Raw genomic sequence first — 19,681 nt, 5'->3', positions numbered from 1 at the left:
GACTTCATCACATATTGGTCCTGTTTCCTTTAGGAGACCCAGCATGAGTCCAGAACTGGAAATTTTCCGCCGCAGTCCGACGGGCAAACCCAAAAGCAAACACCCGCTTGTCTTCGTGCACGGGGCCTTCACCGGTGCCTGGTGCTGGAACGAGCATTTCCTGAACTGGTTTGCCGACAAGGGATTTGAAACCGTATCCTTTTCACTCAGAGGTCACGGTGGCAGTGGCGGACGACAATTGCGCAGTCTTGCCTCGATTGATGATTATGTCGAGGATCTGGAAGAAGTTGTCGACACACTGGGACAGACGCCGGTTCTGATCGGCCATTCAATGGGTGGCTATATCATTCAGAAATATCTGGAACAGCACACTGCCGAAGCTGCCATTCTGATGGCATCGGTCCCGCCCGAAGGCCTTCTGGCCAGTAATGCCATGATGGCGATGGCCCAGCCCGATCTTTATTTTCAGATGGCCTGGCTTCAGGCAATCGGCCCGCACACATTTTTGCGCGAACGACTGGGTCGCGCCATGTTGTCGCCCGACATCGCCGAAGACGAAGGCATGATCTATTTCGGGCGTCTGGAAACGGAAAGTCAGCGCGCACTTCTTGATATGATGGGCGCCAATCCGATTTTCCTGACCGCCGACTACGCACCGGCAATGCTGGTGATCGGGGCCCATGATGATGAAATCATTCAAAGCGAACTGATCCACCACACTGCCAGGAAATATCACGCCGACTATGCGCTGGTTGATGATATTCACCACGCCATGATGCTTGATAAAAACTGGGAAAAGGTTGCCGAGACGATGCTTGAATGGCTTCAGGTCAAGCTGGTGACCCAGCAGCGCACCAAGGGCAACAAAAGCGCAGCATGATCATCGATCATTTGTGGTTGAACTTTTGATCTGCTGCAAAACGATGGCTTTAAATCACAGACATTTTCTGGGAGCATGTTCACCTTAGCCAGAACAAAGGTTGGTGACATGCCCCACATGAACAGTCTTTTCCCATTGATCCGGATCCTTCCCGTCATTGCAATGGCGGGGATCGCAGGCACGATCAGCACATCGGCAACAGCCCAACAGGCCACCGATGCCGTTGCCCCGGAAAACGGTACCGCCACATCCGCCCCGCGCACAGACATTCACGCCCGACACTGGATGGTTTCGGCAGCCAATCCGCATGCCGCAAAGGCTGGTGCAGATATTCTGCAACAGGGCGGCAATGCCATTGATGCCATGGTTGCTGTCCAAACGATGCTGGGCCTTGTTGAACCACAGTCGTCCGGCCTTGGTGGCGGGGCGTTTCTTGTTTACTTCGACGCGCAAAGCGGCACCCTCACCACCCTTGATGGCCGTGAAACCGCCCCGCTTGATGCGACCCCCACCCTGTTTCAGGATGACAATGGCGAACCGCTTAAATTCTATGACGCGGTTGTCGGTGGCCGGTCCGTTGGAACACCGGGCACCCCGGCATTACTGAAAACGGCCCATGAAAAATGGGGGCAACTTGACTGGCCGGTCGTCCTGTCGCCAGCCATCGCACGTGCGGATGCCGGATTTGCGGTTTCCGAACGCCTGGCGTCATTGATCGCGGCAGATCAGGAAAAATTGTCGCGCGACCCGACGGCACGGAATTATTTCTTTAGCAGCAATGGCACCCCGATTGCGGCCGGGACGACCCTGCGCAATCCGGATTATGCGGCCACATTGCGCGATCTAGCCCAACATGGCACTGAAAACTTCTATTACGGGTCCATCGCACGGGACATTGTTGCCAAAATCAAAGGTGCGACCTGGAACCCCGGCGTTTTATCCATGCGCGACTTTGCCAATTACCAGGTCAAGGAACGTCAACCGGTCTGTGCCGAATATCGCGGCTATGACGTTTGTGGCATGGGCCCGCCATCGTCAGGCGCACTTACGGTCGGACAAATCCTTGGCCTGATCGAGCCATATGACATCGCAACGCTTGGCCCGAATGCGGCTGAAAGCTGGCGCCTGATCGGGGATGCATCGCGGCTGGCCTTTGCCGATCGCGGCCGGTATATGGCCGATATCGATTTTGTCCCGATGCCGTTAAGCGGATTGCTGGGTAAGGACTATCTTGGTGAACGGTCCAAATTGCTTACCGGCACACGTGCCCTTGATAACGTCGAAGCCGGTTTTCCATCCTTTAACCATGCGATGAAGCTTGCCGATGATGAGGCCATCGAGTTCCCGAGTACCAGCCATTTTTCGATTGTGGACAGCTATGGCAATGTCGTTTCGATGACAACAACCATCGAAAATGGCTTTGGTTCGCGGCTTATGGTGAACGGCTTCATGCTCAATAACGAGTTGACCGATTTTTCATTCCGCACGCACAAGGACGGCGTTCCCATCGCCAACCGGCTAGAACCGGGCAAACGCCCGCGATCGTCCATGGCCCCGACCATCGTGATGAAAGATGACAAACCGTTCATTGCCGTCGGCTCCCCAGGCGGGTCGCGCATTATCGGGTATGTCGCCCAGTCACTCATCGCAATGATTGATTGGAACATGTCCCCGCAAGAAGCCATCAACATGCCCCATCTGGTCAACCGGTTTGGCACATTTGATGTCGAGGCGGGCACACCCGCCATATCACTTGCCCCCGAGTTGGAGTCAATGGGCTTTAAGACCAGTATCCAGGACCTTAATTCCGGCATTCACGCCATCATGATCACCGAAGATACATTGATCGGCGGCGCCGATCCGCGCCGCGAAGGACTGGTTATCGGGAATTAGACCAAACACGCGTAGCAAAACACCATGCAACAAAAAGGGCGGAACAGCCGTGACGCTGTTCCGCCCTTTTATCTTTGCCGTGATCGGCGGTTATTCAGGCTGCTGTGATCCAGCTTTCAAACAGGCTGTGCAAATCCTTGTGATCATTGGCAATGAAATGCGCACCGGCATCACGCAGATACTGTGCCGGTGTGATGTCAACCAACCCGACGGTTGTTGCCCCCGATGCCACGCCTGCCCGGACCCCGTTCTGGCTGTCATCAACGACCACGCAGTCCGTGATCGGGAGTCCCATTCTTTCCGCCGCCAGCAAATAGACGTCCGGATGCGGTTTGGCATTTTTGACGTCATGGGCCGAACAGATCCGATCCCCGAAGCGATCCTTGATCCCGACCTTGCCCAATGAAACATCCATCTTGTTATGGGGGCCGTTGCTGCCAACCGCCATGGGAATGCCGTGGTGATCAAGAAGATCAAGGATCGGTCCCAGATCGGCAAACGGTTCGAGATCATTGCGAAACGCCACAAAGGTCCGTTCATAACATTCCGCAAGCCAGTCTTCTGGCAAGGTGATGTCAAACAGTTCCTTCATTTTCGGGGGCACCATCGCAAGCGTCCCGCCGATGAAAAGATCATGGGTCTTTGTCATGTCCATATCGCAGCCATATTCACACAGCTGTTCGGTCAGAACACGACAGGCAAGTGTTTCCGTGTCCACAAGAACACCGTCGCAATCAAAGATCACGCCACGAATAACCGGCTTTGTCATGTCAGACACCCTTAAAGGCCCGCCAGTTCCGTCCAGCGTTTTTCATCATAGGCGACCGAACGGGTCGCGCCGAAATCAACGACCGGTCGCTTGATCACAGTCGGGTTGGCAGCAAGAATTTCTGCGGCCTTTGCCCCGCCCTGCTCCAGCGTTGCCTTATCGGCATCAGACAGATTGCGATAACTTGGCCCGCGTTTATTGATCAGCACCGCGCCACCGACTTCATCAAGCCATCCTTCGATGGTTTTGGCATCAATGCCGTCCGCACGGAAATCATGCAATTTGTTTTCAACACCTTGTGCATCGAACCATTTCAGGGTTTTGCGGACAGTATCGCAATTCTTGATGCCGTAAATCGTGACCATATCTATTCCTGTTAATTTTCAAACTCGGGATGCAGCCATGCATCGCTCAATCGGTTTTGACCCTTAATCCCTGAACCTATATAAAGACGGCGCTTGGAATACGGCAACCCCATTCACCCGCTTTGAACACAAACGGTAGGCATATGACTGTTAATCGACGTATTTCCGTCGCCCCGATGATGGACTGGACGGATCGGCATGATCGCTATTTCTTGCGCCAGATCAGTCGTCATACGTTGCTTTACACCGAAATGGTCACAACAGGCGCGATCATTCATGGCGGCGTTGACCGGCATCTGCGCTATAACGCGGCGGAACACCCGGTTGCGCTTCAGCTTGGCGGCAGCGATCCGGATGATCTGGCACGTGCCTGTGACATTGCCAATCAATATGCCTATGACGAGATTAATCTGAATTGCGGCTGCCCGTCTGATCGGGTGCAAAATGGTGCGTTCGGGGCTTGCCTGATGGGGACACCCGATATTGTGGCCGACTGCGTCAAATCAATGATCGCTGCCAGTGACGCGCCGGTTACCGTCAAAAACCGGATCGGCATTGATGATCAGGAAGACTATCCATCGCTTAAACGGTTCACCGAAACCGTTGCCAATGCCGGGTGTAAAACATTCATCGTCCATGCCCGCAAGGCCTGGCTCAAAGGTCTGTCACCCAAAGAAAACCGCGAAGTCCCGCCCCTGAAATACGAGTTGGTCTATCAGCTTAAACAGGAATTCCCGGAACTCGAAATTCTGATCAATGGCGGCATCAAGACGCTTGATGAAACCGAAGAGCACCTTAAACATGTTGATGGTGTGATGATCGGACGCGAAGCCTATCAGAACCCTTATATTCTGGCCGATGTCGACCGTCGCTTTTATGGCGATGATGCCAAACCGCTGACCCGTCATCAGGTGGTCGAAGCCATGTTGCCCTATATCGAGCAACATCTGACCGAAGAAAATGCCACCATTGGTCATGTCACCCGTCACATGCTTGGCCTGTTCCAGCAAATGCGTGGTGCCAAGCAATGGCGTCGTTATCTCAGCGAAAATGCCCATCGCAAAGGTGCCGGAACCGAAGTCGTGCGCGAAGCACTGGCACTGGTGCCCGAACGTGATGACGAGGCCCTGTCTGCATGACAGCACGGGACGATGACGCCATCGGGGAAAATGACGCCCCTGCCAAAGCCGGCGCGATAACCTGGCGCGATGGCGATGTCCCGTTTTCCCCGCATTTTGGCGATGTTTATTACAATCCCAAAGACGGGCTTGCTGAAACACATTATGTATTCGTCGATGGCAACAATTTGCCGACGGCCTGGCAAGGCAAAGACAATTTTACCATTGGTGAAACGGGATTTGGCACCGGGCTGAATTTTCTGGCGGCGTGGCAATGCTGGGCACAGGATCCGGATCGGTCCAAACGCCTGCACTTTGTTTCGGTCGAAAAATACCCGTTATCGCGCGATGACATGATCCGCGCGCATCGAAGCTGGCCGGAACTGGCAGACTTGTCAGAACAACTTGGCGAAGTCTGGCCCCATGAAACGATGCTGCCCGGTATTCACCGATTTATCCTTGCTGATGGCGCCATCTCCCTGACGCTTTTGATCGGGGATGCGATCGACTGCTGGTCGGGATATTCCGGGGCAATTGATTGCTGGTTTCTTGACGGCTTTGCGCCGTCGCGCAATCCCGATATGTGGCAACCATCCCTGTTTTCGGCGCTGGCAGCGGCATCTAACCCGGCCGGAGCGACACTTGCGACCTTTACGGCCGCCCGTATTGCCCGTGACGGGCTGGAAGGTTCCGGTTTCGAGGTCAGCAAACGCAAAGGCTTTGCCTATAAGCGCGACATGATCACGGCAAACCTTCCGGCCCGCCAACCGGAACTTGCCGATGATGAGGCCCGCTATGAAATTGCCGATGATCCGTGGTTTCACCTGCCCGGTGTGACCAAAACCAAAGCAAAAGCCGTTGCCGTTATTGGCGGCGGCATGGCCGGGGCCGCCTGCGCGAATGCCCTGCATCAGCGTGACTGCAAGGTGGTTCTGTTCGAACAGCATCGCGACCTTGCCCAAGCCGCATCGGGTAATCCGATCGGGATGCTCGAACCATATCTGACGGTTGATCATGCGATCATGGGCCGTTTCTACGAGGCCGGATATCGGTTCAGTCATCGCATGGTCAAACGCCTGGCTGACCAGGGCAAGGTCGAGGCCGATTTTTGCGGGGTGCTGGACCTTGCCACCAGTCCGCGCAAACGTGAACGTCTTGACGGCCTGATCGCCCGCTTGCATGACAAACCCGATCTCGTTCGGGCCATGACTAGCGATGAAGCCAGCAAGATGTTGGGCATTCCGGTTCCGATGGACGGGGTGTTCTATCCTTCTGCCGGATGGGTCCATCCGCCATCTTTTGTCCGCGCCCTGACAGCAGATATCGAATGTCAGCTTGCGACCTGTATTTCCGAAATCATTGATAGCCCGGATGGCAAGCGACTGCGCAGCAAGGATGGCCGCGAATTTGGTCCGTTTGATACGGTAGTGATCGCCGGTGCCCTCGAAACCGCAAACCTTGCCCAGACCAGCTGGCTTTCCGATCACCTTAACCCGGTCCGCGGACAGATTACCTATTGCCCGGCCGACGCATTGGCCGAAACGTATGTTAGCGCTAACATGCGTTGTGTTCTAAGCTATAAGGGATATATCACTCCCCAACGTGACGGCATGCACGTGATCGGGGCAACGTTTGGGCGCGATGATGCCAAAACAGACATCCGCGAAAGAGATCACGCATTTAATATTAATCAGTTATCGAAAATCCTTCCAGCACTGTCTGAACATTTGTCGGACAAGACACTTGACGGTCGGGCGGCGGTCCGCACCACCACAGCCGATCACTTGCCGCTGATCGGGCCTGCACCGGATTTTGACCGCTATCTTTCGTGCTATCACGATATAGATAAAGGGAAAAAAGGCGCGCGATATATCCGTGCGCCTTACCACAAAGACGTGTATATCTGTACCGGGTTCGGGGCGCGTGGACTGATTGGTGCCCCGCTTGCCGCCGAAATTCTTGCCAGCGAGATTTGCGCCATGCCGTTGCCTTTGGAAAAATCCCTGATGGATGCCATACATCCGGCACGCTTTGTCATTCGCGGGCTGAAACGTCGCCAGATCACAACATGAATGACCAAGCCACCACAATGAACGCCGCCCCGCAAAAAGACCCGGATCGCATGAAAACAGCGACCGTGCTTGCCCTGTTTTTTTCTGGCCTGTTTTTGATTCAGGGGGTGTTCCTGCCCTATTGGCCGGTATGGCTGAAGGCGCAGGGATTATCGGCCGGTGAAATCGGTATTCTTTTGTCCCTGCCCAACTGGGTGCGGGTATTTGCCGACCCGCTGATCGCACAGCGTGCCGATCGCACCGGCAATCGCAAAACGCCAATGCTGTGGCTGGCGGGCATTTATGTGCTGTCCATTCTGGCCTTCCCGGTATCAAGCAATTTCTGGTGGCTTGCCGCATTATCGGTGGTGATCGGTTTTACCTTTTCGCCGCTATTGCCGCTTGGCACGACCATTACCGTGCATGAATGCAAGGCACGGGAACTTGATTACGGGCGTGTCCGCCTGTGGGGGTCACTTGCCTTCATTGTGGCGTCATATGGTGCCGGCTGGGTTCTGGACGGGACATCGACGCAATGGATCGTCTGGATGCTGTTCATTGCCGGCATTGTCAATTTTGTCATCACCACCCGTATGCCCGATCCCCAGACCGATCGTCCGTTGCGTTCGGGATCTTCCCTAATCTATTTGCTACGCAAACCGGTATTTCTGGTTTATCTGGGCTGCATCGGCTTTGCACAGGGGGCACATGGGACCTATTACAGTTTTGCCTCTGTCCATTGGGAATCGGTCGGTTATTCGCATGAAATGATCGGCATGTTCTGGTCAATCGGCGTGGTTGCCGAGATTGTCCTGTTTGCGGTTGCAGGCAGGTTTGTTCGCGGACGCCATCCGGGCATTCTGTTTTCGCTTGGTGCGATGGCCGGTATCCTGCGCTGGACGGTTTTGGGGTCCAGCGACAATGTCTGGATGATCGTGCTTGTTCAGCCGCTTCATGCCATGACATTTGGCATCACCCATCTGGCAGCGGTCAGCTTTATTGCGCGTGCCATCCCGCAACAGCTTGCCACATCGGCACAAAGCCTGATGGCGACATTGTCGATGGGTGTTTTTCTGGGCAGCAGCATCTGGGCATCCGGGCCGCTTTATGAGCAATTTGGTTCACATGCCTATTACTTCATGGCTGGTCTTTCGGGGATTGCGCTGGTATTCGCCTTCTGGCTTGTGCGAAGCTGGCGTGGTGAAGACAAAACGTTTTGCGATTAATGTCTTGCGCACCACATAACAGCACAATCCCTATTCAAACCGTTTGACCATAAGGACTGCCAATATGACGTCGATGCCGTTCTCACGCAGAATGCGCCGTTGGAAACTCGGTTTGAAGACGCTTTTCGGATCCGAACCGGCGGGATATTTCATCCCTTATCGCTATGCCGCGGAAACTCATAAAGCGGTCGGACGGCCGACATATCCGGCGATTGAAGCCATGATGGAACAGGCCGCCCCGACCATGAAAGCCTGGCTGACCAAGGCTGCGCTTTATCAGGATGCCTTTGCCAGCTTTGGCAATGCCTCCCCGCCTGAACCACGCTGGCAGCAAAGCTGGTTTCCGCGCCTTGACGGAATGATGGCCTATGTCTTTACCCGCGAATTTCGTCCCAACCGGATCATAGAAATCGGATCAGGTCATTCGACACGGTTTTATTACCGGGCCATCAAGGATGGCGATCTTCCGACACAGTTTCACGCGATTGACCCCGCCCCGCGCGCCGACATCGCCAAACTACCGATCACGATCGAACGCAGCATTGTCCAGAAAGCCGACCAGACCGTGTTTAACGATCTTGTCGGATCGGATTTCCTGTCGATTGATTCCAGCCATATCCTGATGCCCGGCACCGATGTTGATTTGCTGTTTTCATCGGTTATTCCGATCCTGCCCAGCGGAACGATCATTCACATCCATGACATCACCCTGCCCGATGACTATCCGGAAATCTGGCAATGGCGCGGCTATAACGAACAACAGGGCGTTGCTGCGTTGCTGGCGGGCGGTGCTTTTGAAATCATGTGGTCGAGCGCCTATGCCACGACCCGGCTTGATGATCTGGTCACAAATTCAATAGCCAATGGCATTCATCTGCCCGACGGCGCACATGAAACCAGCCTTTGGCTGCGCAAACGATAAACAGATATCACCGAACACATCAAAGGGCAGCCTGATCAGGCTGCCCTTTGATGTTATAAGTCGTTCCCGATTGTCGCGGTTTCCTAGTTCTTGTAGGGATCCGCGGCATCGCGCAGGCCATCGCCAAGGAAGTTGAAGGCCAGGACAACGATGACCACCGGGACCACGGGCAACATCAGCCACGGATAAACGGCAACGGCGTTGATGTTCTGGGCATCATTCAAAAGCACGCCCCAACTGGTTACCGGCGCACGCAGGCCAAGCCCCAGGAAGCTGAGGGCGGTTTCGCCAAGGATCATGTTGGGAATTGAAAGCGTCACGGATGCAATCAGGTGACTTGCAAAATTCGGCAACAGATGCCGGGCAATGATGCGTTTGGGCTTGGCCCCCATCAAGCGTGCGGCAAGGGCATAGTCTTCTTCACGCAGTGCCAGAAGTTTTGAACGTACCGCACGTGCAAGCCCGGTCCAGTCAATCAGTCCGAGAATGATGGTGATCCCGAAATAGATCAGGATCGGGCTCCAGGTTACGGGCAAGGCCGCTGACAACGCCATCCAAAGCGGGATTTCGGGCAATGATCGGATGACTTCAATGGCACGCTGTGCCGTGGCATCCACCCATCCCCCGTAATAGCCAGCCGCACCGCCAATCAGGATCCCCAGAAGGAAACTGACCGAAATCCCCACCAGTCCGATGGTCAACGACACGCGCGCGCCATACACCATGCGCGAAAACATGTCGCGTCCAAGCCGGTCCGTTCCAAAGATGAACAATGTCCCGTCTTCCGATGGACAGACGAAATGGAAATCCATATCCACCATGCCCCAGAATTCATATTCATCCCCCGAACAGAAGAACCTGACAGGATCAACACGGTCCATATTGGTCGTATAGGTCGGCTTCAGTGTTTCCATATTCACCGAGAAATCCGTGCCATAGGTAAATGGCCCGATAAACTCCCCGTCATGGAACAGGTGGATCGCCTGTGGCGGGTGATGGATGAATTCCGAATTGCGCGTTTCCTGCGCATAGGGGGCAATGAATTCCACGATGAACACCGAGGCATACATGATCGCCAGAATGATCAGCGAGAAATACGCCAAACGGTGACGTTTAAGACGCCACCACATCAATTGCCATTGCGATGCCAGATAGTATTTTTCCTGTTCCGGCGTCAGAGCTTCGCGGTCCCATGGATCAAAGGGCGCGGTATCAACAAAATGTTCGTTGCGCTTGTTGTCATCCGTCGTCATTTGGAGACACCTCCCTGCAAGCGAATGCGGGGATCAAGCCAGGCCAGCAATACGTCAGAAATGAACATGCCAACAACGGTCAGCAACGCCAGAAACATCAGGAACGACCCGGCCAGATACATGTCCTGACTTTGCAGCGCGGCAAGCAACATCGGCCCGGTGGTTGGTAATGACATCACCACCGATACAAGGACCGAGCCCGACACCACCTGTGGCAGGATATTGCCAATATCGGCAATGAACGGGTTAAGCGCCATGCGCAGCGGATATTTGAACAACACCTTGGTCGGTGAAAGGCCCTTTGCATGGGCGGTAACGACATATTGTTTGCCGAGTTCATCAAGCAGATTGGCACGCAACCGGCGGATCATCGATGCGGTTCCCGATGTGCCGATCACCACAACCGGCGCCCAAAGATGTTCGGCAACGGACATGATTTTGGCAAATGACCAGCCCTGATTGATGAATTCCGGATCCATCAGACCACCGATCGACGTCCCGAAGACCACATTGGCGTAATAAAGCAGGATCAGGGCAAACAGGAAGTTCGGCATTGCGAGGCCGAGGAAGCCCAAAAGGGTAAAACCATAATCGCCCCAGCTATATTGCCGGGTCGCGGAATAGATCCCGATCGGGAAGCTTACGATATAAATGAAAATGACCGTGCTGAAATTCAGCACCATCGACAACCACAACCGGTCGCCGACCACGTCACTTACCGGAAGGTTATATTCAAACGAGAAGCCGAGATCACCGTGCAACAAGCCCCACGCCCATTCGGCATATTGCACATAGATCGGTTGATCGAGCCCGTATTGCCGTTTGAGAAATTCGATCTTTGCCGGATCGACGGCCTCGCCCTGGGCCTGAAGTTCATTGAGATAGGTGCTCAGAAAATCCCCGGGCGGGAGCTGAATGATCACGAATACCAGCACACTGATCAGGATCAGTGTCGGTACCATTACAAAAAGCCGTCTTGCCAAAAAAGTCAGCATCGGCGAAATCGCTCCCCCGTGTCGTTTTGCGCCCTTCCCTCGTTGGCAACAAAACGTCTTGTTATCAGTATGTCAGGCTTATCTGTCCCACCAGAATGTGTCTGGACGATACATGCCAAAGAATGCACCCGGTTCCCAACTGTGAATGCCTTTTTCCGGTACGTTGCGCAGATCCTTGTCGACCACGACAGGCTGCGGCACGTTTCCGATCAGGCCGATTGAAAACATGTTTTCCGAATTGATATCCAGAATACCCTGCCAGGCTTCCTTGCGGCCCTTTTCATTGCTGGACTGCCATTTATTGTAAAGGTCCATCAATTCCCGAGCAGCCGGCATGTCAGGTGCTTCGCCGGCCTCGCCGTTGGTTTGATAGTACTGGCCCCATTTCGGCCATTGCAGGCTGTCTTGCTGTACCGGTACGAATTCGGACGGCACCGAGTTCGCGGTGGCAAGACCGTTATCAACACCGTTAAAGATCGACATGATCGTCTCGCCGCTATAGGCGCGGTTACGCAGGACTTCGCGTTGAAGTCCCTTGATATACATTTTAACGCCGATCTTGCGCCAGCTGTCACCGATCAGTTCAAGCATGTCATCATGTTCGGGATTTTCGCCGGTGGTTTCGACAATGATTTCCATCGGACGCCCATCAGGCAACAAGCGGATGCCATCACCGTCGCGCTTGTCCAGCCCCATTTCGTCCAGCAGGGCGTTTGCCGCCTTGACGTCGAATTTTATAAAGTTTTCGCGATATTCCGGTTTGAAAAGCGGGCTTTTGGGCAGAACTGTATTATTCGTCGGCTGTGCCAGACCAAAGAACAGAACGCGGTTGATTTCGGTCCGGTTGATGCCCAGCGAAAGCGCACGGCGGAACCGCACATCGCGAATGACATCGCGCCATACCGGGTCGCTGCATGTCAGGTTGGGATAAAGCGCGGCATAGGCCCCCGCCCCGACATCCCACAAACGCACCTGATAGTTCTGTTTGGCTTCGGACTGTTTAAGGAACGTATAGTCCTTAAGCGACAGAATGCGGCTTTGCAAATCGACTTCACCGGCACCGACCTTTGCCGGGACCAGTTTGGAATTGGAAATATTGAAGATCATCCGGTCGATATAGGGCAACTGGTTCCCTTCGGGATCGACACGATGATAATACGGGTTGCGCACAAAAACGAACCGGTCGGACGGTTCCTCGGTCGTGATCAACCACGGTTCGAGGGACGGACGGTCGATATTTGAAAGTTTGTAGGGACGGTCCATGTCGGTATGCAACACCGCCCAGCTGCGCAGACCACGTTCCTGCACCAATGCGTCCAGTTCTGCCGCATCCCGGTATTTTTCGTGAAACTGCTTAAGATAATGGGCCGGACGGTAGATGAATGGCGGACGGGTCGCTGCCAATTCGGTCAGGAAGAACGGGTTGGGCCGCGACCAGCTGTAACGCACCGTGTATTCATCAATGACTTCAAAACTTGCCGGTTCATCACCAACGAACAGGAAGCGCGGCGGGCCGACCGGGAACAATTCATCATTATTGACGATATCTTCCCAGTAATAGCGGAAATCTTCGGCCGTAAAGGGCGCACCATCAGACCATTTGTGACCCATGCGCAGATGAAGGGTGAAAACATTGCCCTCCTCGTTAACGTCAAGTGCCTCAAGAATATCGGGTTGCAGGTTCAGGTCCTGGTCATAGCCCACCAAGCGCGCATAGCCATAAACAACCGCCATGCGGATATCCTTGGACCGGCCCATGATGGTGACAAATTCACCGCCATATTTTCCGACTGTTTTGCCTTCGGCACCGAAATCAATGACATTGGGATGCTCAGGAAGCCGCTGCAACATTGGTGGCAAGGTGCCCTGGGCAACCGCGTCTTCGAAATACGGGACTTCTGCCTGTGCGCCGGTTGGCAACAAGCTGGTCCCGACAAGCCCCATCCCCATCATCAGACCACCGAACAGACGGCGGGCTGATACAGCTGAACTGGCACAAAGCTTGATCATATTGCGATCTCCGTGAAATCGGCACGTTCGGCACGCACAAAATGGTCTTCGGCAAATTGCATCATTTTGGGTGCACTGGTGTCATTGATCGTAAAGGGTGCAGGCCAGCGTGCCGGATCGGATGCCTTGCCATCAACGATTTTGTCGAAATCAAGCAAATGTTCCAGATCGGCAAACGGCACAGCATTGAGCAAGGCCTGCGTATAGGGATGCAACGGATTACGGAACAACTGTTCGCGCGGTGCGGATTCAACAATTCGCCCGGCACACATCACCGCAATCCGGTCCGCGATATAGTCGACAACTGCAAGGTTATGCGAAATAAACAGATATGTCAGATTAAGGTCGCGCTGCAAATCTTTCAAAAGATTAAGAATTTGCGCCTGAACCGATACATCAAGTGCGGATGTCGGTTCGTCAAAAATCAACAGATCGGGTTTAAGGCTCAGCGCGCGGGCAATGCCGATACGCTGGCGCTGTCCGCCGGAAAAACTGTGCGGATACCGACTTAGAAAGCGTGGATCAAGCCCGACCAGATCCATCAGTTCAAGGACCATATTCTTGCGATATTCCGCATCGCCTACCCCATGGATCAACATCGGTTCGGTAATGATATCCTGAACCGTCATGCGTGGATTAAGGGACCCGAACGGATCCTGAAACACGAATTGTATCCGTTTGCGATACGGGTTGAGCTGATCTTCATCAAGTCCGGTCAATTCGGTCATCTGGCCGCTTTCACCGCGGAAAAGAATGGACCCTTCGTCCGGGTCCATTGCCCGCATGATCAGCTTTGAAAGCGTTGTCTTCCCACAGCCGCTTTCACCGACCAGACCGACACATTCCCCGCGATTGACCGTCAGCGACACATCCGCAACAGCCGGGATCAGGTGTTGTTCGGACTTGATCCAGTTGCCCTTTCGCGTGGTAAAGCTTTTGCTGAGATGGCGGACCGACAGAACCGGTTCACTTGCCATCGCCGGATGCAGGGCCAGTGACGGCGGAACATCGGATGTATCACGCGCGCTTTCTTGCTGGCTGCTTTCGGCAAGAAGACTACCGGTTTTCGGTTTGATTTCACGAAGCGGACGCAACCGTTCATCCGGCCCCATATCAAAATGCGGAACAGCCGCCAGAAGCGATTGCGTATAGGCATGCCCCGGATTGATAAAGACATCATCGGTTTTGCCGGACTCAACAACGCGGCCGTCATAGACCACCACCATGCGGTCCGCCATGTTTGCCACAACGCCAAGATCATGGGTGATCAGCAAAACCGACATTTGCAGTTCTTTTTGCACATCCTTGATCAGTCGCAGAATTTGCGCCTGGATCGTGACATCAAGGGCGGTTGTCGGTTCATCGGCAACCAGAAGTGCGGGACGGCACACCATGGCCATGGCAATCATCGCGCGTTGGCGCAAACCACCCGACAGTTCGAACGGATATGTTTTCAAGGCCCGCTTGGGATGGGGAAAGCCGATCAGTGTCAGCATTTCAACAGCAAGTTCTTTGGCCTCTGCCCGGCCGACCTTGCGATGCAGGCGCACGGCCTCGCAGATCTGGTCACCGATGGTATGCAACGGTGACAGCGAACTCATCGGTTCCTGAAAAATCATGGAAATACGGCCACCGCGGATCGCGCGCATTTCTGCGCCCGAACGATCAAGCATGGCAAGATCAACCCGCGTCCCCGGCTTTTTCGGGTCGGCAAAGATGATTGATCCTTTGGTGATCTGCGCTGTTTTGGGCAGCAGTCCCATAATGGCCTGGGAGATCGTGCTTTTGCCCGAACCGGATTCCCCGACCAAAGCGACAGTTTCTTGCGCACCGATGCGAAAGCTAACGTTTTCGACGGCCTTGACGCGCATATGCGGCAAGACAAACTCAACTTTCAGATCCTTGATACGCAGAATGTCAGTCATGTTCGTTTGGCACCACCATTTGTACGCTCGGCTGCGGCGGCCTGAACCAGTGTTTCGGCCTCATCCATGCGCATCAGGTTTGTTCTTGTCACATCATCGACCAGAAGTTGGTTATCTTTCGCCCAATCCCGTGAAATTTCAAGCAGATCATCAAAACCGTCCAGTGTTGATTCTGCGACAATTATGGTTTCACCGGCATGAAGAGTCAGTTCAAACCAGCCTTTGTTGCCATCGCGTTTGGTGCTGAAATAACGCAGACGGAATTTCGAAAGTTCCGGCCAGGCAAAAGCGGTCCCGCCCCGAAGGCTTGAAAGACGAATGCCATATTCCGAAACAAACAGCTTTGACTGGAACCGGATCAATGTTCGCGCAAAATAGAACACAAACAACAATGCCAGCCCGGCCGCCGTCCACTGAATGATTTCAAGCATGTCAGGGATCAGCGCGATCACACCGCAAATCAGCAAACCGACAATCGATTTTGCCAGATCCGGTGCCATCAGTTTGGGCGGATAGGACATCATCTGAACGTCGCTGTCACCGACACCCGCCGGTTTGACAGGATCGACATTCGGGGCCGCTTCTGGCGCGTCCACCGGTTCCGCTTCGATATGATTTCTGGGCCTTATTGCCATGGAAATACTCCAGGAATTCTAAGCCAGCTCAATGCTGAATGTTCCATTGAAAACAAATTATCGAGAAACTTCGTGGTGGCGCGATCATGGACAAGATGGTGGGTCAGAATGCCGGTTGGCTCGGCCTTGTCGACCTGCCCTGTTCGCCGGGCCGCCAGATGCGACACCATGGCGCCAAGGGCGGCGTCTTCGCCGACAAATCCGCGCGACCCGCGCCAGTCAATGACATCGACATGGGTGTTTACCTGTATCAGGCCCTTGTCAGGTTCGGCTACTTTGCGCGGGTTAAAGGTGCTAAGCCCACAAAACCCAAGTGAATGCAGCACGGCCACAACATCATCTGCAATGCGGTTCCATGGCGGCACCATTACCGGCAGAAAACGGTTTCCGAACCGCGATTCCAGCACGTGAAACCCCTGTCGCAAGTCCGCAACCACCGCACCGATATCGCGAACATCATCAAGTTCCTGTTTCTTGCGACCTTCGGGCATGTGGTTCTGATGGGACCAGCCATGCTGCAAAACACGGGTATCAAGCGTTTCGGCCAGCCGTTCAACCAGATCATCCTGCAGGTTGGCGGGAATGACCGCCAGTGCCAAAGGCACCTTGTAATTCTGTTCAAACGAAAGAAGGGTTTCGAGTTCCGGGGTCACAGTCACGGCATCATCATCGCGCCACCAAGCCGTGGCAACACGCCCTGCGGCCTGCCACAGATCAAGCTCCGTGCGCAAATGATCCCAACTGCTCATACCTGCCCCTTAATCATCCCTGCGATAATTGCCGCAGTTTTTTGCGCGCCATCCAGGGCAATTTTGACATTTGCCGGTTGGCTGGCGCGATCTATGTATTTCGCCAATGATTGCGCAGACAGGCCATCAAGATCAAGCAGGGAAATAACCCCTTCTTTTGAAAGAATTTCTGCGCGCTCTGTCTGTTCGCTTTCACCGCCATCTGCAAACGGCACCATAACAGCCGGTGTCGCCGTCGACAGCACATCCATCAGCGTATTATATCCGGCTTGTGACACCGATACAGCGGCCTTTGCCATCCGTTCACGGAAATCTGGCAGAAACCGATGAAGTTCGACCCCGTCGGGTAACGTTGATGCAATCATGTCAAACCGGTCGGGCGGGAAATGCGGTCCGGCAACGATATCCCATTTCGCCTGCCCGTAGGCCCCGGAATACTGGCGGGCAGCAATGGCAAGTTCAATCAGCTCCGCGCCAACCGCACCACCGCCGGCAGATACCAGAACCCCCGACCGTAATGCAGTTGTTTTTATACCGGGATCGGCTGCGACGTATCCGGTATGGGTGATCAAATCGGCAATCTGGTCGGCACATTCAAAGCTGTGTGCGAAATCAAACACGTTCGGATCACCATGTACCAGCACCCTTGTCAGGTACTTTCTGGCGATGGTTGCCATCCACTGCGTTTTTGCCGGGTCCTTTTTGCGGACCAGAAGATCACGCACGGAACAGACAACCGGAATGCCCGCGGCCTTTGCGGCCTCGAATAACGGGATCAGTTCAAATCGAAATGCCCGGCGTCCAAACGGGAACATCTCGACCAATAGCAGCTTGGGTCTGGCATCGACAAACGCCGTCAGCAATTCGGCCTTGCGCGTTTCTTTCCAGTCATCGCCAAGACGATTGCCCTTGGGATCGACAAGGATTGAAAAGCTGCTGTCGGCTGCTTTGCAAGGCGATAGCTGCACAACCTGATCTGCTGCAAAATCAAGTCCGTCATCGGGAACCCCGCCACTTGCGACCATAACCGAAAGCCCGCGGTAACGGATCGCACGGTTGATCAGGGCCATCCGGCGAACATGACCAATCCCCAAAAGATGCTGCACATAGACAAAAACGTCCGCCATCAGGTTTCCTTTGTTCGCGCGACCAGGGGCACATTCAGATTGCAGATTGAAAACCCGTCACGATCCGACCAGTCAAAAACATGAAGGCAATCCCAATCGAGCTTGTCCGGGCATTTCCCCATCATGTTCCATGGTTTGGCCGCGGCATAAACCGCGCGAATAACCCCCTTGTGGGTCACAGCACCAAAGACCGTATCTGAACCGGATTTCAGGAAGTCTTCCACACGCCTGACGACGTCCCTCGGACTTTCGCCCCCTTCGGGCCGGAAGTCCCTGCCACGGTCTTCATTATCCCGCATGGCATCGCCCAGTTCGGTCCGCAAATCGGCAAGTTTGCGCCCTTCCCATGACCCCCAGTTCATTTCGATCAGCGACGGCGCGATATCGACCGTTTTGATGCCCAGTGCATCGGCCGTTTCACGCGTGCGTTTCAGTGGTGTGCAATACCATGGAACATTTTGCCATAACTCGGGTAAAGCTTTGTCGAGATAGGCTGCGACCGTTTCAGAGCGAAGCGATATGTCGGAATGGCCCTGAATACGTTTTTGGGCATTCCAGTCCGTAACCCCGTGACGCAGCAACGCGAACCGAACCGTTTTCATGCGCCGTCCTTTCCCGGGACCTGCGCTGCATGATCACCAACAATCGCGCGCAATGTCGTGCCCAGAATGTCCGATGCGGCTGAAACTGTGTGATGTTGTATTGCCTTTGATGCCCCGGCCGCCCCAAAGGACCGCAGGGCCGATATATCCGTGCCAAGACATTGCGCAAGCCGATCGGTAAAGGCATCCTCGTCCCCCACCGGAACCAGCCAGCCGGTCACACCATTGGAAACGATCCCCGAAACACCCCCGGCATCCCCGGCCAGCACAGGCAACCCTGCTGCTTGTGCTTCGAGCATCGCCATCCCGAAAGCCTCTTTAATTGCCGGCCAGACAAAAAGATCGGATTGCCCCAGAATGTCGCGTGTCTGATCAGGCACACACAGGCCAGCCAACGTGACATAGCTTTGGGTAATGCCGACGTGGTCAAACATCGCCTCGACCCGGTCGCGGGCCGGACCATCCCCGATCACGGTCAGGTGCCAGTTCCCTATTCCATCACGCAACAACCGCCCCAATGACCGCGCAAGGAGGTCAAATGAACTAAGCTTGTCGCCATCGCGCATCATCGCTGTGGTAACAAGACGAATACAGGCGGGATCAACCGGTGGGCGGTCGGAAATCTGCCAGTTTTGAACATGAGTAAACGGGGCAATGAAATGCAGGGCCTCGTCGGGGCAAATATCGCGCAGGCAAACCATGTCTGAACGGTTAAGCGAAAAGACCGCGCGACTATGGCGCAACGCGGTTTCAACCGCAGCATGACTTTGCGCCCAGGGACCACCAGCACGTTTGGGTGCAAAGGATGCCTCGGCCACGACATAGGGAATATCAAGGGCACTGGCGACAATCGGCCCGATCCAGTCCGGGGCCTTGTAATACAGGTGATAGGTAAACCAGATATCGGGACGCGGTCGAAAGCCAGATTGATATTGGCGTAACAGGCGCCCGGCCAGTTTCGTACCAAGTTCGGCAAGCCGGGCCTGTTTCAGAACACTGCCATCCGCTACCCGGCTGCGCAGTCGCGCCGCAATATCGACATTCATGTCCGCATGGCGCAGCGCATCACATAACAGGCGCGCCAAAAGCCGATCACCCGACGGGACCGGATGGTCAACTGGTTTCAGCGGTGCATAAAAGGCAACCTGCAAACGCGTGCCT

The 19,681-nt window shown here is 54.6% G+C and carries 17 protein-coding genes; 6 read left to right on the top strand and 11 right to left on the bottom strand.

Annotated features, from left to right (window positions below):
* The first annotated feature begins 43 nt into the window (after window positions 1-43).
* Both WA429_RS11600 and ggt read left to right on the top strand, forming a co-directional pair.
* Window positions 44-880, top strand: a complete 837-nt coding sequence (locus tag WA429_RS11600; protein WP_287465163.1) for an alpha/beta hydrolase — start codon at window positions 44-46, stop codon at window positions 878-880.
* Between the two features lie 117 nt (window positions 881-997).
* Window positions 998-2,773, top strand: a complete 1,776-nt coding sequence (gene ggt, locus WA429_RS11595) for a gamma-glutamyltransferase (RefSeq protein ID WP_287465164.1) — start codon at window positions 998-1,000, stop codon at window positions 2,771-2,773.
* 94 nt (window positions 2,774-2,867) lie between these two features.
* Here the strand turns inward: ggt and WA429_RS11590 are convergent, their stop codons facing one another.
* Window positions 2,868-3,542, bottom strand: a complete 675-nt coding sequence (locus WA429_RS11590) for an HAD family hydrolase (protein WP_206927512.1) — start codon at window positions 3,540-3,542, stop codon at window positions 2,868-2,870.
* 11 nt (window positions 3,543-3,553) lie between these two features.
* A complete protein-coding gene (locus WA429_RS11585) occupies window positions 3,554-3,907 on the bottom strand; it encodes an ArsC/Spx/MgsR family protein (RefSeq protein ID WP_206927511.1) in 354 nt (117 codons plus the stop codon).
* A gap of 143 nt (window positions 3,908-4,050) precedes the next feature.
* Here WA429_RS11585 and dusA point away from each other — a divergent pair, with 143 nt between their 5' ends.
* The 4 genes from dusA (at window position 4,051) to WA429_RS11565 (ending at window position 9,224) form a co-directional block, all read left to right on the top strand.
* Window positions 4,051-5,046 carry a tRNA dihydrouridine(20/20a) synthase DusA gene (dusA, locus tag WA429_RS11580; protein ID WP_228195365.1) on the top strand — a complete coding sequence of 332 codons (996 nt, stop codon included), beginning with the start codon at window positions 4,051-4,053 and terminating at the stop codon, window positions 5,044-5,046.
* Entirely contained in the window at window positions 5,043-7,097 is a 2,055-nt protein-coding gene (gene mnmC / locus WA429_RS11575; RefSeq protein WP_287465166.1) for a bifunctional tRNA (5-methylaminomethyl-2-thiouridine)(34)-methyltransferase MnmD/FAD-dependent 5-carboxymethylaminomethyl-2-thiouridine(34) oxidoreductase MnmC, read from the top strand. The genes dusA and mnmC overlap by 4 nt, the downstream gene beginning before the upstream one ends.
* Window positions 7,094-8,302, top strand: a complete 1,209-nt coding sequence (locus WA429_RS11570) for a 3-phenylpropionate MFS transporter (RefSeq protein ID WP_068519372.1) — start codon at window positions 7,094-7,096, stop codon at window positions 8,300-8,302. The genes mnmC and WA429_RS11570 overlap by 4 nt, the downstream gene beginning before the upstream one ends.
* Before the next feature lie 112 nt (window positions 8,303-8,414).
* Window positions 8,415-9,224: a class I SAM-dependent methyltransferase gene (locus tag WA429_RS11565; RefSeq protein ID WP_228195363.1), complete on the top strand. Its 810-nt coding sequence runs from the start codon at window positions 8,415-8,417 to the stop codon at window positions 9,222-9,224.
* An 83-nt stretch (window positions 9,225-9,307) separates the two neighbouring features.
* Here WA429_RS11565 and WA429_RS11560 read toward each other — a convergent pair whose 3' ends face one another.
* From WA429_RS11560 to WA429_RS11520, 9 genes are all read right to left on the bottom strand, one after another.
* Window positions 9,308-10,477: an ABC transporter permease gene (locus tag WA429_RS11560; RefSeq protein WP_287465167.1), complete on the bottom strand. Its 1,170-nt coding sequence runs from the start codon at window positions 10,475-10,477 to the stop codon at window positions 9,308-9,310.
* A complete protein-coding gene (locus tag WA429_RS11555; RefSeq protein WP_068519369.1) occupies window positions 10,474-11,472 on the bottom strand; it encodes an ABC transporter permease in 999 nt (332 codons plus the stop codon). The genes WA429_RS11560 and WA429_RS11555 overlap by 4 nt, the downstream gene beginning before the upstream one ends.
* A 78-nt stretch (window positions 11,473-11,550) precedes the next feature.
* On the bottom strand, window positions 11,551-13,482 hold the full coding sequence (locus tag WA429_RS11550; RefSeq protein WP_287465170.1) for an ABC transporter substrate-binding protein: 1,932 nt from the start codon (window positions 13,480-13,482) through the stop codon (window positions 11,551-11,553).
* Window positions 13,479-15,407, bottom strand: a complete 1,929-nt coding sequence (locus WA429_RS11545) for an ABC transporter ATP-binding protein (RefSeq protein ID WP_068519367.1) — start codon at window positions 15,405-15,407, stop codon at window positions 13,479-13,481. Before WA429_RS11545 ends, WA429_RS11550 begins: the two co-directional genes overlap by 4 nt.
* Window positions 15,404-16,042, bottom strand: a complete 639-nt coding sequence (locus WA429_RS11540) for a hypothetical protein (RefSeq protein ID WP_287465171.1) — start codon at window positions 16,040-16,042, stop codon at window positions 15,404-15,406. Before WA429_RS11540 ends, WA429_RS11545 begins: the two co-directional genes overlap by 4 nt.
* Complete coding sequence (locus tag WA429_RS11535) at window positions 16,033-16,791, bottom strand: polysaccharide deacetylase family protein (protein WP_114112455.1); 759 nt, start codon at window positions 16,789-16,791, stop codon at window positions 16,033-16,035. Before WA429_RS11535 ends, WA429_RS11540 begins: the two co-directional genes overlap by 10 nt.
* Window positions 16,788-17,918, bottom strand: coding sequence for a glycosyltransferase family protein (locus tag WA429_RS11530; RefSeq protein WP_287465173.1), 1,131 nt, complete (start codon window positions 17,916-17,918; stop codon window positions 16,788-16,790). The genes WA429_RS11535 and WA429_RS11530 overlap by 4 nt, the downstream gene beginning before the upstream one ends.
* Window positions 17,918-18,520 carry a histidine phosphatase family protein gene (locus tag WA429_RS11525; protein WP_287465174.1) on the bottom strand — a complete coding sequence of 201 codons (603 nt, stop codon included), beginning with the start codon at window positions 18,518-18,520 and terminating at the stop codon, window positions 17,918-17,920. The genes WA429_RS11530 and WA429_RS11525 overlap by 1 nt, the downstream gene beginning before the upstream one ends.
* Window positions 18,517-19,671: a glycosyltransferase family 4 protein gene (locus tag WA429_RS11520; protein WP_287465175.1), complete on the bottom strand. Its 1,155-nt coding sequence runs from the start codon at window positions 19,669-19,671 to the stop codon at window positions 18,517-18,519. The genes WA429_RS11525 and WA429_RS11520 overlap by 4 nt, the downstream gene beginning before the upstream one ends.
* Window positions 19,672-19,681 lie beyond the last annotated feature (10 nt).

This window comes from Thalassospira sp. CH_XMU1420-2 (assembly GCF_037029325.1).
Taxonomy (GTDB): domain Bacteria; phylum Pseudomonadota; class Alphaproteobacteria; order Rhodospirillales; family Thalassospiraceae; genus Thalassospira; species Thalassospira povalilytica.
Note: the sequence above shows the minus strand (reverse complement) of the source record. Positions and strands in the feature narration are given on the sequence as shown.